15 protein-coding genes and 1 other annotated feature (1 of these 16 cut by a window edge) are annotated in these 16,819 nt (G+C 41.4%); of the genes, 12 read left to right on the top strand and 3 right to left on the bottom strand.

The features are described 5' to 3' along the window. Nucleotides 1-125 (top strand) — a binding site (T-box leader) (it extends 128 nt beyond the left edge of the window). A gap of 88 nt (nt 126-213) precedes the next feature. Together tyrS and G596_RS0102160 are read left to right on the top strand one after the other, a co-directional pair. After that, nucleotides 214-1,437, top strand: a complete 1,224-nt coding sequence (gene tyrS, locus G596_RS0102165; RefSeq protein WP_022760192.1) for a tyrosine--tRNA ligase — start codon at nt 214-216, stop codon at nt 1,435-1,437. Continuing rightward, entirely contained in the window at nt 1,437-2,219 is a 783-nt protein-coding gene (locus G596_RS0102160; protein ID WP_022760191.1) for an HAD-IIB family hydrolase, read from the top strand. The genes tyrS and G596_RS0102160 overlap by 1 nt, the downstream gene beginning before the upstream one ends. 66 nt (nt 2,220-2,285) lie before the next feature. Here G596_RS0102160 and G596_RS0102155 read toward each other — a convergent pair whose 3' ends face one another. Then, nucleotides 2,286-3,554, bottom strand: coding sequence for an SLC13 family permease (locus G596_RS0102155; RefSeq protein WP_022760190.1), 1,269 nt, complete (start codon nt 3,552-3,554; stop codon nt 2,286-2,288). Between the two features lie 329 nt (nt 3,555-3,883). Here G596_RS0102155 and G596_RS0102145 point away from each other — a divergent pair, with 329 nt between their 5' ends. The 6 genes from G596_RS0102145 (at nt 3,884) to hslO (ending at nt 10,120) form a co-directional block, all read left to right on the top strand. Then, nucleotides 3,884-5,020: an ABC transporter substrate-binding protein gene (locus G596_RS0102145; RefSeq protein WP_022760188.1), complete on the top strand. Its 1,137-nt coding sequence runs from the start codon at nt 3,884-3,886 to the stop codon at nt 5,018-5,020. Between the two features lie 16 nt (nt 5,021-5,036). Continuing rightward, nucleotides 5,037-5,834 (top strand): ABC transporter permease, encoded by a 798-nt coding sequence (locus G596_RS20575; protein ID WP_022760187.1) that lies wholly within the window; start codon nt 5,037-5,039, stop codon nt 5,832-5,834. Continuing rightward, the gene (locus G596_RS20570; protein WP_022760186.1) at nt 5,824-6,402 is read left to right on the top strand and encodes an ABC transporter ATP-binding protein; all 579 of its coding nucleotides are present in this window, start codon (nt 5,824-5,826) and stop codon (nt 6,400-6,402) included. The genes G596_RS20575 and G596_RS20570 overlap by 11 nt, the downstream gene beginning before the upstream one ends. A 77-nt stretch (nt 6,403-6,479) precedes the next feature. Further along, nucleotides 6,480-7,967 carry a 4Fe-4S dicluster domain-containing protein gene (locus tag G596_RS0102130; RefSeq protein WP_022760185.1) on the top strand — a complete coding sequence of 496 codons (1,488 nt, stop codon included), beginning with the start codon at nt 6,480-6,482 and terminating at the stop codon, nt 7,965-7,967. A 237-nt stretch (nt 7,968-8,204) separates the two neighbouring features. After that, entirely contained in the window at nt 8,205-9,188 is a 984-nt protein-coding gene (gene pta / locus G596_RS0102125) for a phosphate acetyltransferase (RefSeq protein ID WP_022760184.1), read from the top strand. Between the two features lie 47 nt (nt 9,189-9,235). Beyond that, a complete protein-coding gene (gene hslO, locus G596_RS0102120; protein ID WP_022760183.1) occupies nt 9,236-10,120 on the top strand; it encodes an Hsp33 family molecular chaperone HslO in 885 nt (294 codons plus the stop codon). A 27-nt stretch (nt 10,121-10,147) separates the two neighbouring features. Here the strand turns inward: hslO and G596_RS0102115 are convergent, their stop codons facing one another. After that, the gene (locus G596_RS0102115) at nt 10,148-11,125 is read right to left on the bottom strand and encodes a biotin--[acetyl-CoA-carboxylase] ligase (RefSeq protein WP_022760182.1); all 978 of its coding nucleotides are present in this window, start codon (nt 11,123-11,125) and stop codon (nt 10,148-10,150) included. Nucleotides 11,126-11,133: 8 nt separating this feature from the next. Next, the gene (locus tag G596_RS0102110; protein ID WP_049944830.1) at nt 11,134-11,604 is read right to left on the bottom strand and encodes a biotin transporter BioY; all 471 of its coding nucleotides are present in this window, start codon (nt 11,602-11,604) and stop codon (nt 11,134-11,136) included. A gap of 991 nt (nt 11,605-12,595) precedes the next feature. On the opposite strand from G596_RS0102110, the gene topA reads away from it, so the two are divergent. The 4 genes from topA to flgC all read left to right on the top strand — a co-directional run bounded on the left by topA (nt 12,596) and on the right by flgC (nt 16,764). Next, entirely contained in the window at nt 12,596-14,686 is a 2,091-nt protein-coding gene (gene topA / locus G596_RS0102105) for a type I DNA topoisomerase (RefSeq protein ID WP_022760179.1), read from the top strand. Between the two features lie 208 nt (nt 14,687-14,894). Then, entirely contained in the window at nt 14,895-15,674 is a 780-nt protein-coding gene (gene codY / locus G596_RS0102100) for a GTP-sensing pleiotropic transcriptional regulator CodY (RefSeq protein ID WP_022760178.1), read from the top strand. A 225-nt stretch (nt 15,675-15,899) separates the two neighbouring features. Then, complete coding sequence (gene flgB / locus G596_RS0102095; protein ID WP_022760177.1) at nt 15,900-16,295, top strand: flagellar basal body rod protein FlgB; 396 nt, start codon at nt 15,900-15,902, stop codon at nt 16,293-16,295. A gap of 10 nt (nt 16,296-16,305) precedes the next feature. After that, complete coding sequence (gene flgC / locus G596_RS0102090; protein WP_022760176.1) at nt 16,306-16,764, top strand: flagellar basal body rod protein FlgC; 459 nt, start codon at nt 16,306-16,308, stop codon at nt 16,762-16,764. Nucleotides 16,765-16,819 lie beyond the last annotated feature (55 nt).

Below are 16,819 nucleotides of genomic sequence, written 5' to 3'. Positions count from 1 at the left end.
AAGCCGCGACGAGAACCGAGCGTTAGTCGGAAGAGTATGCGGAATATTCCAAGTACTTGCTGAGGCATGTGATGTGAATTACATGTGAATGAAGGTGGTAACACGGATTTAAACCCGTCCTTCGTAATCTTTAATTGATTGCGAAGGGCGTTTTATTTTGGTTTTTATAGGAGAACCAAAAGGACGTCCTCGCATAAAAAACGGAGGTGTATTATGCAAATTTATGAAGAACTTAAAAGAAGAGGGCTTATTGCGCAGGTAACTGATGAAGAGCAGATAAGAGAGCTCGTAAATGAAGGGAAGGCTACTTTCTATATCGGTTTTGACTGTACTGCAGACAGCCTTACAGCAGGCCATTTTATGGCACTTACTCTTATGAAGAGACTTCAGCAGGCAGGAAATAAGCCTATCGCTCTTATCGGTGGCGGTACTACCATGATCGGAGATCCTTCCGGAAGATCCGATATGAGAAAGATGCTCACAAGAGAGGATATCGATCACAATGCAGAATGTTTTAAGCGCCAAATGGAGAAATTCATTGACTTTGGCGAAGGCAAGGCTATGATGGTAAACAATGCAGACTGGCTGATGAACCTCAATTATATAGAACTTCTCAGAGAGGTTGGTGCATGCTTTTCAGTTAACAATATGCTTCGTGCCGAATGCTATAAGCAGCGTATGGAAAAGGGACTGTCTTTCCTTGAGTTTAACTACATGATCATGCAGTCCTATGACTTCTATTACATGTTCCAGAAATATAACTGTAACCTTGAGTTTGGTGGTGACGATCAGTGGAGTAACATGCTTGGGGGTACAGAGCTTATCAGAAGAAAGCTCGGTAAGGATGCACATGCTATGACTATAACTCTTCTGACAGATTCACAGGGCAATAAGATGGGTAAGACAGCTGGTAATGCTGTATGGCTTGATCCCAAGAAGACATCACCCTATGATTTCTATCAGTATTGGAGAAATGTCGGTGATGCTGACGTTGATAAGTGCCTTAAGATGCTTACGTTCCTTCCTATCGAGCAGATAGAGGAGATGGAGAAGTGGGAAGATTCCAGAATCAATGAGAAGAAGGAAATTCTTGCTTATGAGCTTACAGAGCTTGTTCATGGAGAAGAAGAGGCGAAGAAAGCTCAGGATGGTGCCAGAGCATTATTTGCAGGCGGCGGAGATCTTGCAAATGTTCCTGCTGTTTCTCTTAAGGAAGAGGATTTCAGAGACGGAGTTATTGATATCCTTCAGGTACTTGTTTCTTCAGGACTTTGCCCTACAAGAAGTGAGGCTAGAAGAGCAGTTCAGCAGGGTGGTGTAACATTTGGCGATGACAAGGTTACCGATTTTAAGACTACATACACTAAGGAGACTTTTGCCGGTGATGGTGTGATGGTTAAGAGAGGTAAGAAGTCCTTCAAGAAGGTTGTATTTTAATGGTTTTATTTTTTGATATAGACGGAACACTTTGGAATTACAAAAATGAAATAAGTGATAAGACTATAGAAGGCATTCGCGCTGCACGGAAGAATGGGCATAAGTGCTTTATAAATACCGGCAGGGCGAGAGCCTTTGTCACTAATGAAGATCTGCTGGGAATAGGTTTTGATGGCATAGTATCGGCCTGTGGAACTATGATCGAGTACAACAGCGAGGTGGTTTATAATCGCCTTATTCCGGCAGACGATGCCATAAGAACTATTGAGACAGTAAGAGCTTACGGCTTCAAGCCTATTCTGGAAGGCCCCAATCACTTATACCTGGAATTGTCTGATTTTGAAGGCGATATGTATGGTGATAAAGTGATAGCTGAGATGGGAGACCGTCTGCGAGGAATCGATGAATGCTGGGGCAAATGGGAGATGCAAAAGCTTTCCTGCGCCACAGAGATTCCGGTAGAAAAGCGCGATGAATGCTTTGAAAAGCTGTCTGACCTATATGATTACATGATACATAGCGATACCGTAGTTGAGATGGTTCCCAAGGGCTTTGATAAGGGCGTCGGAATTGAGAAGGTATGTGAGCTTCTCGGAGAAGATATCAGCAATACTTTTGCTTTCGGAGACAGCATAAATGATAAGGAGATGCTTATAGCAGCCGGTGTCGGTGTAGGTATGGGCGGAACCTATCATGATCTTTCCGAATATGCCGACTATATTACAGCATCGCTTGATGATGATGGGATATGGAAGGCTTTGAAACATTTTGAATTGATATAAAAATGTAAAATAAAAACTTCCTCTTGTTCTCGAAGGAGAGACAAGAGGAAGTTTTTTGCTGCATTATTATCTCCAAAGTACCCATAAGAACACATATGCGCCGATAACGGCAGCCAATGTGAAAGGAATACCGATTCTGGTGAAATCTTTGAAGCTTACTTCATATCCTTCTTTTCTGAGCATTCCGACACCTGCAATATTGCAGCTTGCTCCCACGGGAGTGATGTTTCCTCCAAGGGTAGCACCGCAAAGGAGTCCAAAATAGAGCAGATACGGAGCAATTCCGAGAGACGCGGTAACACCTTGAAGTACGGGAAGCATCGTAGCTACGTAAGGTATGTTGTCGATAAAGGCAGAAATGAGAACTGAGCCCCAAACTACAATTGTAAATAATAAGAAAATGTTATTTCCACCGGCTTTAACAATGAGCTTTGCGAGATCATCCACAAGACCAACCTCTGTAACGCCGCCAATTACCATGAATAATCCGGTAAGAAGGAGCACGGTATCATAGTCGAGATTCTTAACAACATTTTTTATTCTGTCTACATCGTGATCTTTGAAGTATTCCCATACGATTCCGATAAGAGAACATACAAGACAGATGACTCCATTTGTAATCTCAGGTTTGTTCTGAATAAATGAAGCTCCCATGAGTAAAACGACGTGGGCAACCATCATTATTGTAGGGACATAGTCTTTAACGACTGTTTTTTCTTCTGCGGATACAGGCTCTTTATCTTTTCTGAAAAGAATCATCATGATCGGAACTGTAAGCAGAGCACCAAGCTCTACCGCAAAGAAGATTCCAAGTCTGCCGTTCATCCAAAAGAAATCATTGAAGTCCATTTTTGCATAAGCACCAAGCATAATGGAAGTTGTATCGCCGACAAGTGTAGCAGCTCCCTGCAGATTGGATGATACTGCAATCGAAATGATCATCGGAACAGGATTTATCTTGAGCTTCTTGCAGATTGCGAGTCCGACCGGTGCAACCATCAGAAGGGTGGCTACGTTGTCGATGAATGCAGATATCAGTCCCGAGAACAGTGACATATAAATTGTTACCCACATTACATTTGGAGCAAGATCAAGCAGATGATCTGCTATCAGGTTTGGCATTTTCGATTCAATAAAGTAATCTACAAGCAGTAACGTTCCGAAAATCATAAGAAGTACGTTCCAATCAACTGCCGAAACTACTTTAGTGTAGGGGAGAATACCGGTCACAATAAATATTGCGGCAACTCCCAGAGCGATATATGCACGCTTTTTCGGAAATGCGATAAGTCCGATATACATCGCCACAAATAAGATAATTGCAAGAGTTTTCATTTTATAATTCCTTTCGCCATTTTATATTTGATAAAAAAAGAGACTGATACTGCAGATAATGCAGTAAAAGTCTCGTTAATTACAACATATCCGGGGAAGGACATCTTCCCGTACTGACGGATAAATGTTACATGCAGATGCATGACAACTACTCCCTTTTACTTATAATAAAATATCAAATTTGGAAGAGCGCGTCAAATGTAAATATGGACAAGTTATGGCCCTTTAGTTAGCAATAAAATGATTGTGATACCCTTATGTTTTATGATATACTAAATCGGACTTTATGCATAAATACAGTAATAAGCAAGGTATACGAGGAGTTTAGAATGAAAAAAGCATTATCTATCTTATGTGCAACGACTCTTTTTGTGTCCACCCTTGTTGGTTGTGGAAACACAGAAAAGGAGCAATCTGCACCGGTAAGCGAAGAAACAGTTGAAGCAACTGCTGAAGAATCAAATGAAGAAGTAACAGAAGAAGCAGCAGAGGAAGTTGCTGAAGAAGTAGCAGAAGAAACTACAGAAGAAACTGAAGAGGAAAAGCAGACTGAGGAAGCATCGGCAGAAGAGACAAGCGACTCGGTTACTGTAAGAGTTGGCTCTCTCAAGGGCCCCACAACAATGGGACTTGTGAATCTTATGAAGGATTCCGAGAACGGAGAGTCTGCCGGTAACTATGAATTTTCAATGAAGACTCAGCCAGATGAAATCATGGCGGGCGTTGTGTCAGGCGATATTGATATAGCATTTGTTCCTGCCAATATGGCATCTGTTCTTTATAATAAGACTGAGGGAGGTGTTTCCCTCGTTGATATCAATACACTGGGTGTTTTGTATTGCGTAACCGGTGACGAATCCGTAAAGAGTGTTAAGGATTTTGCGGGCAAAACAGTAGTGACTACCGGACAGGGTGCATCACCTGAGTATGTTCTCAGATATCTTCTTGATAAAAACGGTGTTACTGACTGTAATATAGAATTTAAGTCAGAGGCAACAGAAATTGCGGCTCTTCTTCAGGAGGACGCATCAAAGGTGGCAATTCTTCCGCAGCCATTTGCTACAGTGGCATCTGCAAAGAACGATGCTGTATCGGCAGTGTTCGATCTTACCGATGAATGGGATCAGGTTTCCGATGGATCAAAGCTCTTAACAGGCGTAACTGTTGTCAGAAACGACTTTTTAAATGAGCATAGTTCAGAAGTTCAGAAGTTCATTGAAGAGCATAAGGCAAGTGCAGACATGGCCATATCAGATGTCGAAGGAACTGCAGCTCTTGTGGAAGAGTATGGAATTATTGAGAAAAAGGAGATAGCTGCAAAGGCACTTCCTTCCTGCAATATTGTTTGTATTTCGGGAGATGATGCAAAGACTGCGCTTTCAGGCTACTTACAGGTTCTTTTTGATCAGGATCCTAAATCTGTTGGCGGTAACCTTCCGGATGATGCCTTCTATACATTGGACTAATTATTGCTGAGGTTTTATGAAAATAATAAAAAAGACCGGCATTGTGGCCTTCTGGCTATTGGTCTGGCAACTGCTGGCTATAATAATCCACAATAAAATATTACTTGCAGGCCCTGCAGAGTCATTAAACGCGCTCATCCAGATGGCAAAAACACCTGATTTTTCAGCATCGGTTGTAACCTCAATGCTTCATATTGTAGCAGGAGTGGTGATCGGCTGTGTGCTGGGAATTGTTCTGGGGGCTATAGCTCTTAAATACAGAATTGTAGGAGAATTCATTTCCCCTGTGGTGACTACTGTGAAGTCAGTGCCTGTAGCAAGCTTTGTTGTGCTTATACTTATTTGGATTGGTAGTGACAATTTGTCCACAGTGATAGTAGCGCTGGTGGTTTTTCCTATTTTATATCTGGCAACGACAAACGGTTTATCCGCCACAGATGATAAGCTTCTCGAGATGGCACAAGTATATCGTATGCCATCTGCCAATAAAATAAGATATATTTATTTTCCGGCTCTTATCCCATCATATATGAGTGCGATTTCAGTCGCAGTAGGCATGGGCTTTAAGAGCGGCGCAGCAGCTGAAGTAATAGGGCAGCCGCTCCTCACTATGGGTAACGGGCTCTACAGATCTAAGATAAATCTTGATACAGCAGAGGTCTTTGCCTGGACATTTACGATTGTTTTAGCTTCATTTGTAGTTGAAAAAATATTTATAATGATAATTTCCATAATAAAGAAACTGTTCGTGCCTGCATCGGCAAATAATCAGGCTGTAAACAGTAAGGATGAGGAGGTGCAGGATGACAATTGACCTTGAGAATATCTCCAAATCCTATGGGGCGAGGAAAGTCCTTGAAAATTTTAATCTGGAAATAGAAAATGATCATTCTTATGTTATTACAGGTGCTTCGGGAAGCGGAAAAACAACGCTTATACGAATTCTTTTAAGCCTTGAAGAACCTGATAGCGGAAGAGTTCATCTGATGGGTGATTATAAATATCCATATCTGAACGCAGGAGTGGTTTTTCAGGAAAACAGACTTTGCGAACAATTTTCTGCAGTTCAGAATGTTGTTATGGTCAATAAGAAAAACTCAGTAAAAGTTGCCGAGGAGGAACTCTTAAGACTCCTTCCCGAGGATGCGATTCATAAACCGGTATCTGAGCTTTCGGGAGGAATGAAAAGAAGAGTTGCGATAGTACGAGCATGTGCTATTCCATCGGATATGCTTATTATGGATGAGCCATTTACAGGACTTGACCTTGAAAATCGGATAAAGGCAATTGAGTATATCAGAGAAAAACAGGGAAGAAATCCGCTTCTTATTACTTCTCATGATATGGAGGGTCTGGATTTTTGCAGACGTATTGAATTGTAATATACCTTGAAATTCCTTTGGGATGATAGGTTTATATATGTAGTTGTAAATTGATTTTATAGAATTGGGAGATTTCTATGGTAACAAACGACGAAGGACTGGTAAGTTTTAAACACAAGATTATGGAGGAGGTTTGCCGCCTTGCCTGGAAGGGAGAGCTTGACGAGGAGCACAAAGACAAGCTTACATATCAGGTTGCGCCCGGACCGAAGCCTGAGTACAGATGCTGTGTTTACAAGGAGCGAGAGATAGTGCGTCAGAGAATTCGTCTGGCATGCGGACAGAGCACTTCCTATAACGAGAATTCAAAAAATGTGGTTCAGGTTATTGATCCTGCTTGTGATGAGTGTCCTATTTCAGCATTTTCAGTAACAGATAATTGCCGTTTTTGTATGGGAAAAGCATGTCTTAACTCATGTAAGTTCGATGCTATTCATCCTGGTGACATGAAGATGCACATTGATCCCGCTAAGTGTAAGGAATGCGGAATGTGTGCCAAGGCTTGTCCTTATGGAGCAATTGTTCATCTTGAACGTCCCTGCCACAAGGCTTGCCCTGTAGGAGCAATCACTTACGATGAGTATGGATATTGTAAAATTGATGAGGATAAGTGTATATCCTGCGGACATTGTATTCACAACTGTCCTTTCGGAGCTATCGGATCCAAGACTTATCTTGTTCAGATAATTGAGGCTATCAAGGAGGGCAAGGAAGTAATTGCTATGTGCGCTCCTGCGACAGAAGGCCAGTTTGGTGAGAACATCACTATGGCTGCAATTAAAAAGGCGCTTGTAAAGATCGGCTTCTCAGATATGGTTGAGGTTGGACTTGGCGGGGATATGACAGCTGCCTATGAGTCAAAGGAATGGGCCGAAGCTTACGCCGAAGGCAAGAAGATGACTACGTCATGCTGCCCTGCATTTATCAATATGCTTAAGAAGCACTTCCCTGAGCAGTTTGAAAACAACATGTCTTCAACTGTTTCGCCTATGTGTGCTATTTCCAGATATTTAAAGGCTACGCGTCCCGGATGCGTTACAGTATTCGTCGGCCCCTGCATAGCTAAAAAGTCAGAGGCTCAGGATCCTGATGTTCCGGATAATGCTGACTATGTAGTAACCTATGGTGAGATCAGAGCCCTTATGAGATCTAAGGATGTAGAGTTCGAGCCTGTGGATGATGAGTATCAGGAATCCTCAATCTGGGGTAAGAGATTTGCTACCAGCGGCGGCGTTGCAAATGCCGTTATCGAGTGCATGCAGGAGAGAGGTGAGGACATCGGTGACCTTAAACTGCATCGAGCAGCCGGTGGTCTTGAGTGTAAGAAAGCACTGACGCTTCTTAAGATGGGCAAGTTCCCTGATGATTTCATTGAGGGTATGGTTTGTCCCGGAGGCTGCGTCGGAGGACCCTCCAAGCATAAAACGGAGACAGAGATTACCAAGGCCAGAGCAACACTTCTTGCAAAGGCTGACGGAAGAAAGGTTCTTGAAAACCTTAAAAATTATCCTATGGATAAATTCTCAATGCACCGCGATGGTAAGAAAATAGATCTCCCCGACTAATATAATGGGGATAGAGCCGGATAGTCGTTTTTATGCGATTATCCGGCTTTACTTTTTATCTTGATGTCAGGCGTTTATTAAAACTTTGATAAAATTTTATCTTTTCTTGAGATTTTAAGACATTAAGAGTTATAATTTTGAGGCATAATTATAAATGAGCTGTATGCTCAGGCTATGTATTATCACCAATGCGGGCTGTTTCAAGCCTGCCTATTCATAAATTAGGAGGAAATATAAATGTACGGTTTTGGAGAAATGATTTCCAAGCTTAAAGCTAATCCGAAGACTATTGTCTTCACAGAGGGTGAGGATCCCAGAATTCTTGAGGCTTCATCCAGACTTCTTGCAGGTAACTTTTTAAAGCCTATTCTTCTTGGTAATCCTGATGTTATTAACAAGGTTGCTGAGGATGAGGGTTATAACATCAGAGGAGCAATAATAATTGATCCTACAAACTATGACGATTTTGAGGCTATGGTTGCAGAGTTTGTTGAGCTTCGTAAGAGCAAAGGAATGACTCCCGAGCAGGCTCGTGATATTTTGTCACATGCAAACTACTTCGGAACCATGCTTGTTAAGATGAAGAAAGCTGACTGCCTCCTTGGCGGCGCTACCTATTCAACAGCTGATACGGTAAGACCTGCACTTCAGATCATCAAGACTAAGCCCGGTAACACGGTTGTTTCATCCTGCTTTATTCTTGTTCGTCCTTCAGCTACAGGCGATAACGAGGTTATTGCAATGGGTGACTGTGCTATCAACATTGATCCCTCTGAGGATGAGCTTGTTGAGATTTGCGGAGAGACAGTAGAGTGTGCCAAGGCTTTCGGTGTTGATCCCAAAGTTGCATTCCTTTCATTCTCCACAAAGGGTTCAGCTAAGAGCCCTTCTGTTACAAAGATGCAGAATGCTACTAAGAAAGCACAGGAAAAGTATCCTGAGCTTCCGATTGATGGTGAGCTTCAGTTTGACGCTGCTGTTTCCCCTAAGGTTGCACGAGTTAAGACACCGGGATCACCTGTGGCAGGACATGCAAATACCTTTATTTTCCCTAATATTGATGCCGGTAACCTCGGTTACAAGATTGCTCAGCGCATGGGTAACTTTGAAGCATACGGTCCGATACTTCTCGGTCTTAATGCTCAGATCAATGACCTGTCAAGAGGCTGTAATGCTATAGAGGTTTACTCAATGGCAATTATTACAGCAAGCCTGGCATAAACCTCTGACACTTAACAGACAGATAACAGAATTATAAACGAGGTTATATGGAATATAAGGATTATATGGTGCGTGCTACTGCAGCTGATGCGCAGATAAGGGCATTTGCCATTACTTCAAGAAATCTGGTGGATGAGGCCAGAAAAATACATGATTTAACTCCTATTTGCAGCGCTGCATTGGGGCGCCTTATGAGTGGCGCTCTCATGATGGGTGACATGCTGAAAAATGAAAAGGATGCGCTTACTATTACCGTTGACGGCGACGGCCCTATCGGAGGACTTCTTGCGACTGTTAATAACAGAGGAGAGGTTAAAGGATATGTGAAGAATAATACTGTTGTTCTTCCCAATAATGATGCAGGACATCTTAATGTCGGCGGGGCAGTAGGTAATGGTACACTTACCGTAACAAGAGATCTTGGACTTAAGGACCCTTATGTGGGAACGATACAGCTTTTGTCAGGTGAGATTGCGGATGACCTGACCTGTTATTTTGTGGAATCAGAACAGATTCCTTCTTCGGTAGGTCTTGGAGTTCTCGTTAATAAAGACTTTTCAATAATGGAAGCCGGAGGGTTTATTGTTCAGCTTATGCCAGGGGCATCAGAGGAAGTTATTTCAAAGCTCGAGGGTAATATCCAGGGAATGAAGACTGTTACAGAGATTCTTAAGGAGGGAAATACTCCGGAAGATATGCTGAACATGGTACTTGCAGGTTTTGATATAGATATCACTGCAACCATGCCGGTTAAGTATCACTGCGGATGTGACAGAGACAGGGTAGAAAGAGCGCTGACTCTTCTTGGAAAGAAGGAATTAGAGGACCTTGCATCGGATGGCGAAGATGTAGAGATTAAATGTCATTTTTGCGGAAAAGCCTATTCCTTTACGCCTGCAGATCTTAAGGAGATGATGGTAAAGGCAAAATAACCTTGCCGTAAGCGGCGATTATTACGCTCAGGGTTTAATGCTCTTTGTACTTACATCTTCAGAGGATAATATTTTAGTTGTTTTATCGGGAAGCTCGACGATGAGCTTCCCTTTTTCGTTCACATCAATAGCTTTTGCTTCGTAATTTCCATCTGTAGTGATTACTCTGATTGTACTTCCAAGCATTTTCATTCTTGATTTGTATTCTTCTACGATGCAGTCCGGCACATCATTTGTAAGAATGTTGTTTAAAATATCAGCGATAAGCCGGTCTTTTGATATAGTCTCTCCGCCTTTCTCAAACAAACTTCCCGCTGTCTTTCTTAAATCCGGTGGGAATTCGTTTATATCGGAATTGAAATTTATGCCGATACCAATAACAATATATTGAAGTTCGCCGGTATCAAAATCAGTTCCTGCTTCGGAAAGGATCCCGCAAATCTTTTTGTCATCAATATACAGGTCATTTAGCCATTTGATTGAGGGAAATACGCCGATGGCGCTTTCCAGAGCTTTGCAGACACAGACACCGACAAAAGGGGTGATCAGAGAATAATCAAAAATATTCATCCTTTCTGGGCGAAGAATGATACTCATGTATATGCCGCCTTTGGGAGATGAGAAGTGCCTTTTCTTTCTTCCGGTACCTCCGGTCTGGGTTTTCGAAATGATTACACTGCCGTGAGGTGCATCAAAGGAAGCCATGCTCCGGGCTGTTTTATTTGTGGATTCAAGTTCGTCATAGATTGTAATTAGTTCGGAGTCGACACCGGGAGATAAATATTTTGCAATTCCTGAGAGCGTAATATTGTCTGCAGGTGCTGACAAAGAATAACCCCTGCGAGGAGAGGCATTAATAATGTAGCCCTCTCTACGCAGGGATTCTATAGCTTTCCAGACACTGTTTCTTGACAGCTTAAGTTCCTTCGCAATAACTTCTCCGGAAGAAAAGCGTCCGGAGTTGTCTTCGAGATAATTCAGTACAAGAGATTTAGTGTCAGTCATATTTTTCCTTATAGAATACTACTAAGCCTTTTCTTGAGCTGCGGAGCAATAAGCGCGACCAGTATTATCTTCACTATTGAGGTGGGGATAAACGGAAGTACGCATGCAGTAAACCCCGCTATAAAGGTGCTTTTAGAAAAGAGCATAAACCAAATTGTTCCAAATACATAATTGATTGTAGCACCTATTGCCAGGCAAAGCACGAGAATAGTGAAATAAATATGCGGACTCTTCCGGCCTTGCTTGCGGAGAACATTTGCTGCTATTTCATCACCGAGCCCAGCGGTATATGAAAGAATAGGGAAGGAGATAAGAAAACCACCCGTCAATCCGAAAATTATACCGATACCGCCCTTGAATCCTGAAAAGACAGGAATTCCAACAGTTCCGATAAGAAGATATAAAAGAGTGGCATAGGTTCCTCTTCTTTTTCCAAGGACAATACCTGCGATGGGGATAATGAGTGTTTGCAGTGTCATGGGAACCCCGGCGGGCATCGGGATTGAAAGTTGTGATAGAACACATATGATTGCACAAAAAACACTGATAAAACATAAGTCCTTTATAGCTGTTCCTTGTATTTCGGTAGATTCGTTTGTTTTTGCATCAACTTGTTGCTCGTTCATTTTTAGCTTAAGTCCTTTCGAAATATTTTTTGGATACTCTCAAAAAGAATAGAACAGATTCTCTTTGATGATTATTTTTGTCACCGTATATCGATAAAAAACGGATAACAATGAGAGAATATAATAAATTGTATTGATTGTCAACTACAATTAAAATGCAAGGGTGACAATTACGAATACAATATATAGTAAGCAAGATTTTTAAAAGACTATATGTTTGTAAAATACGAAATAAAGAAGGGTATAAATAAAATTGAATCAAAAACAGTATGCAATTTGCACTAAAAAGACAGAAAATAGAGACTAATTTGAAATTAATATTTATTTTTCTAAATAAAGCAAAAATATTTGTAAAGTGTATTGACATTTTGGAACAATATTGATATTATCATTTTACCAACAAGAGAGCAGATAAATTCTAAGGAATAGCGATGGTAGCGAGTGCTTTACCGGAGTGAGAACAGACAGATTTATCTGTTTTAAGAATAGAGGTGAGATGCGGCGGCGTGTGCTTCACCAATTCGATCGCTCTATTCATTTCATCTTAACGAATCGGTTGGCTGCAGGAACGGCGAGTAACGAGGATGCCGGTGGTCACAAGAAGGTCATGATGCGCAGCGTGATTTTCGCTTAAGGATTCGTGGAAATACAATTACAGAAAAGGAGACAAGTCCATTGGAAATTCAGAACTAAAGGGCATCGATCGATGAGGTCGGTGCCCTTTCATTTTTTTTCATTTTTTAAATTCATATTGCAAAGCCCCTAAAATTGGTGTATATTACGAAACTATGAAACGGAATGAACCTGTTTCTACTATTAATACATTTTAAGAGGGGCATTTTTAATGGCAGCAAAAAAGAAAAATTTACTTATTGTTGAGTCACCGACAAAGGTGAAAGCAATAAAAAAATTCCTTGGTACAGGTTACGAAGTAGCAGCTAGTAACGGCCATGTAAGAGATCTTCCCAGAAGTCAGATGGGAATAGACGTAGAACATGATTTTGAACCAAAGTATATTACTATAAGGGGTAAGGGCGATGTTCTTGCAGCTCTTCGTAAAGCGGCAAAGAATGCAGATCATATTTATCTCGCAACTGACCCTGACCGCGAAGGAGAAGCAATTTCCTGGCACCTTATGACAGCACTTAAGCTAGAGGATGCAAAGGATCGTTTTTCCAGAGTGACCTTTAACGAGATTACACAATCAGCTGTTAAGGAAGCTATGAAGCATCCCAGAGACATCGATATGAACCTTGTCGATGCTCAGCAGGCCAGACGTGTACTGGACAGAATGGTTGGTTATCAGATATCACCTCTTTTATGGGAGAAGATTAAGAGAGGACTTTCCGCAGGACGTGTGCAGTCTGTAGCACTCAGAATTATTTGTGACAGAGAGGATGAGATCAATTCATTCATTCCTCAGGAATACTGGACTCTTGATGCTACCCTTAAGGTTAAGGGAGAGAAGAAACCTATCGTCGCACACTATTATGGAAAAGATGGCAAAAAGATTGACATTTCTTCCAGAGCAGAGCTTGACGAAATTGTAAAAGACTTAAAGGGAAAGAAATTCAAAATTTCCGAAATAAAGAAGGGTGAGCGTACAAAGAAGGCACCACTTCCTTTTACGACATCGACACTTCAGCAGGAGGCATCAAAATCCCTCAATTTCTCGACACAGAAGACAATGCGCACGGCGCAGCAGCTCTATGAAGGAATTGATATGGGTAAGGCAGGAACTGTCGGACTAATCACTTACCTTCGTACGGATTCGACGCGTGTTTCCGAGGAAGCCCAGGCTTCTGCAGCAAATTATATTGCAAACGCTTTTGGTAAAGAATATCTTGCAGAGGCAACTCAGGGCGGTAAATCCGGAGCAAAGATTCAGGATGCGCATGAGGCTATAAGACCTACAGATGTTAACAATACGCCGGTAGCCGTTAAGGAATTCCTCACCAGAGATCAGTTCCGCCTTTATCAGCTTATCTGGCGCAGATTTATGGCCAGCAGGATGGCAGCTGCTAAATATGAGACAACTTCCGTGAAAATAGATGCGGGAGACCACCGCTTTACAGTTGCTGCGTCCAGAACGGTATTTGACGGTTTCATGAATGTCTATACCGATGATGAGGACCAGATTGAGAAGAATACTCTGGCAAAGAGAATCGATGAGAATTCAGAGCTTGAACTTCAGGATTATGAGGAAAAACAGCACTTTACACAGCCAGCACCTCACTATACAGAGGCTTCTCTTGTACACGATCTTGAAGCGCTCGGAATCGGAAGACCGTCGACCTATGCCCCGACAATAACAACCATACTCGCAAGACACTACATTACAAAAGAAAATAAGAACTTATATGTCACTGAGCTTGGAGAAGCTGTCAACAAGATGATGAACGAGGCATTCCCTCAAATAGTCGATGTAAGCTTTACTTCCAACATGGAGACTCTCCTTGACGGTGTGGCTGAGGGTGATGTTAAGTGGAAGACCATTGTAGAGAATTTCTATCCCGATCTTGCAGATGCTGTTGAGAAAGCTCAGAAGGAAATTGAAAAGGTTGAGATTCAGGATGAGGCAACCGATGTTGTCTGCGAAAATTGCGGACGCAACATGGTTATTAAATACGGACCGCATGGTAAATTCCTTGCATGCCCCGGCTTCCCTGAGTGCAGAAATACCAAACCTTACTATGAAAAGACAGGTGTTTCCTGCCCTAAGTGCGGAAAAGACATAGTGCTTAAGAGAACAAGAAAAGGTCGTTTATACTATGGCTGCATAGACAATCCTGATTGTGACTTCATGGTATGGCAGAAACCTTCCAAGAAAGCATGTCCAAGATGCGGCGGACTCATGCTTATAAAGAATAACAAACTTGTATGTAATGATCCTGAGTGCGGATATATCGAAGACCGCGGTAAAGACGAGGATTAATTGATCTAAATATATATGGCACAGACAGAATTTATATTTTCTGTCTGTGCTTTTTCTTTATTTTGATTTGTACATTCTATTCATTAAATTTTAATAAAAATATGCACAAATTGCTTTGATGTATTGTATATTATGTGGTACAATCACGTTAGTTGTAGTAGATTTATATAAACTTAGTGGCATTTTCAGATAAAAGGAGACTTTTTTCATGAGTAGTGTACAGCTTTTGGATAAAACCAGAAAAATTGGGAAACTTCTACACAATAGCAATTCCGGAAAGGTTGTGTTTAACGATATTTGCACAGTGCTTTGCGATATCCTTAATTCCAACATGCTGGTAATAAGCAGAAAGGGCAAGGTTCTAGGTATCGGTGAGACATCTGCCGTTGATTCTCTGGGAGAAATGCTTGTTGATGATGTAGGAAGCTTCATAGATCCAATGCTGAACGAAAGACTCCTCACGGTTTTGTCCACTAAAGAAAATGTAAATCTGGAGACGCTTGGTTTTGAAGATGTTGACATGAGAAAATACCAGGCAATCATTACACCCATTGAAATCGCAGGAGAAAGACTCGGTACACTTTTTCTTTATAAATGCAATGAGCCTTATGATATCGATGATATTATTCTCTGTGAATATGGCACAACGGTAGTAGGCCTTGAGATGCTGAGAGCCGTTAATGAAGAAAATGCAGAGGAAAGCAGAAAGCTTGCAGTTGTTAAGTCGGCGATAAGTACACTGTCATTTTCAGAGATGGAAGCCATCATCCATATTTTTGATGAGCTAAACGGTATGGAAGGTGTTCTGGTAGCAAGCAAGATTGCTGACAGAGTCGGAATAACAAGAAGTGTTATTGTAAATGCGCTTCGCAAATTTGAGAGTGCAGGAGTAATTGAATCCAGATCCTCGGGAATGAAGGGGACATATATTAAAGTTTTAAATGATGTTGTATTTGATGAAATAAAAAAACTAAAGGCGCAGATGTAAAGAGCTTTATGAGCTTTTCCGAAATAATAAATACAGGATGTGCAATGATAAAGGGATTTGTCGAAGTGACGAATCCCTTTTCTTTATATTGTGCCTGTGACATATAAAAAACACAATATAAAGTATAATTTTTGCCAAATTGCTTGTAATTTGATTAAAATCATCATAATATGATAGTAAGGATTAAAAGGATTATCCTGCCTTACTATGTACGGAGGGGAGACTATGATCAACAGTAACGCGTTTGATTACATTAATGTTCTTGATAAGACTGCTGATGCTTCATGGGTAAGGAATGAAGTCTTATCCAATAACCTTGCAAATGTTAATACGCCTGGCTACAAGAGACAGGACGTTGCATTTGAGAGGGAGCTTGAACGCGCTCTTGGAAACTCCAGGTATAAGACCATGGATGCCAAGGTCTCGGATCTTAAGATAAGCAGACTGAAACCAAGACCGTATACAGATTATTCCAACTTTTCATACAGAATGGATGGCAATAACGTGGACATTGATACTGAAAACGTGACTCTTGCAGCTAACCAGCTTAAATATCAGGGTGTTATGCTCGGGATTAAGTCAGAGTTTTCCAACCTTCAGACAGCCATGAGAGGACAGTGAGGTATAGCCTATGATTAGTACAGGTAATATGTTTGATTCCTTTAATATCAACTCTTCGGGAATGACAGCTGAGCGTTTTCGCATGGATATCATCTCCCAGAATATCGCCAATGCAAATACCACAAGGGATGCTACCGGTGATGTATATACGAGAAAAGTGGTAACTTTTTCCGAAAAAGGTACTCAGACACCTTTTTCCAAGATTCTTAACGAGAGACTGGATCACTATAGCGGAAGAGGCGTTAAGGTATCTTCAATCAAGGATGACACCTGGACCGATTACAAGATGGTTTATGATCCGTCACATCCGGATGCGGATGAGTACGGTTATGTTACATATCCTAATGTTGACATCGTTACAGAGATGACTAATCTCATTGATGCGCAGAGAGGATATGAAGCTAATGCTACAGCTTTTAATGCAAGTAAGAATCTTATGAGTCAGGGACTTTCCATAGCTCAGGGCTGATGAATATTGAATGATTCATCTAAGCCGGAGTGATGACCTGCAAGGTTAAATGCGG

The sequence above is a fragment of the Butyrivibrio sp. AD3002 genome, from assembly GCF_000420905.1.
GTDB lineage: Bacteria > Bacillota > Clostridia > Lachnospirales > Lachnospiraceae > Butyrivibrio.
The sequence above is the reverse complement of the archived record's forward strand: the minus strand, read 5'-3'. Positions and strand labels throughout refer to the sequence as shown.

Bases quoted from the DNA above. Each gene is read 5' to 3' on its own strand.
- pta (WP_022760184.1), top strand. From the start codon at position 8,205: ATGTACGGTTTTGGAGAAATGATTTCCAAGCTTAAAGCTAATCCGAAG.
- G596_RS0102110 (WP_049944830.1), bottom strand. From the start codon at position 11,604: ATGACACTGCAAACACTCATTATCCCCATCGCAGGTATTGTCCTTGGA.
- tyrS (WP_022760192.1), top strand. From the start codon at position 214: ATGCAAATTTATGAAGAACTTAAAAGAAGAGGGCTTATTGCGCAGGTA.
- topA (WP_022760179.1), top strand. From the start codon at position 12,596: ATGGCAGCAAAAAAGAAAAATTTACTTATTGTTGAGTCACCGACAAAG.
- G596_RS0102130 (WP_022760185.1), top strand. From the start codon at position 6,480: ATGGTAACAAACGACGAAGGACTGGTAAGTTTTAAACACAAGATTATG.
- G596_RS20575 (WP_022760187.1), top strand. From the start codon at position 5,037: ATGAAAATAATAAAAAAGACCGGCATTGTGGCCTTCTGGCTATTGGTC.
- hslO (WP_022760183.1), top strand. From the start codon at position 9,236: ATGGAATATAAGGATTATATGGTGCGTGCTACTGCAGCTGATGCGCAG.
- flgC (WP_022760176.1), top strand. From the start codon at position 16,306: ATGATTAGTACAGGTAATATGTTTGATTCCTTTAATATCAACTCTTCG.
- flgB (WP_022760177.1), top strand. From the start codon at position 15,900: ATGATCAACAGTAACGCGTTTGATTACATTAATGTTCTTGATAAGACT.
- G596_RS20570 (WP_022760186.1), top strand. From the start codon at position 5,824: ATGACAATTGACCTTGAGAATATCTCCAAATCCTATGGGGCGAGGAAA.
- G596_RS0102160 (WP_022760191.1), top strand. From the start codon at position 1,437: ATGGTTTTATTTTTTGATATAGACGGAACACTTTGGAATTACAAAAAT.
- G596_RS0102155 (WP_022760190.1), bottom strand. From the start codon at position 3,554: ATGAAAACTCTTGCAATTATCTTATTTGTGGCGATGTATATCGGACTT.
- codY (WP_022760178.1), top strand. From the start codon at position 14,895: ATGAGTAGTGTACAGCTTTTGGATAAAACCAGAAAAATTGGGAAACTT.
- G596_RS0102115 (WP_022760182.1), bottom strand. From the start codon at position 11,125: ATGACTGACACTAAATCTCTTGTACTGAATTATCTCGAAGACAACTCC.
- G596_RS0102145 (WP_022760188.1), top strand. From the start codon at position 3,884: ATGAAAAAAGCATTATCTATCTTATGTGCAACGACTCTTTTTGTGTCC.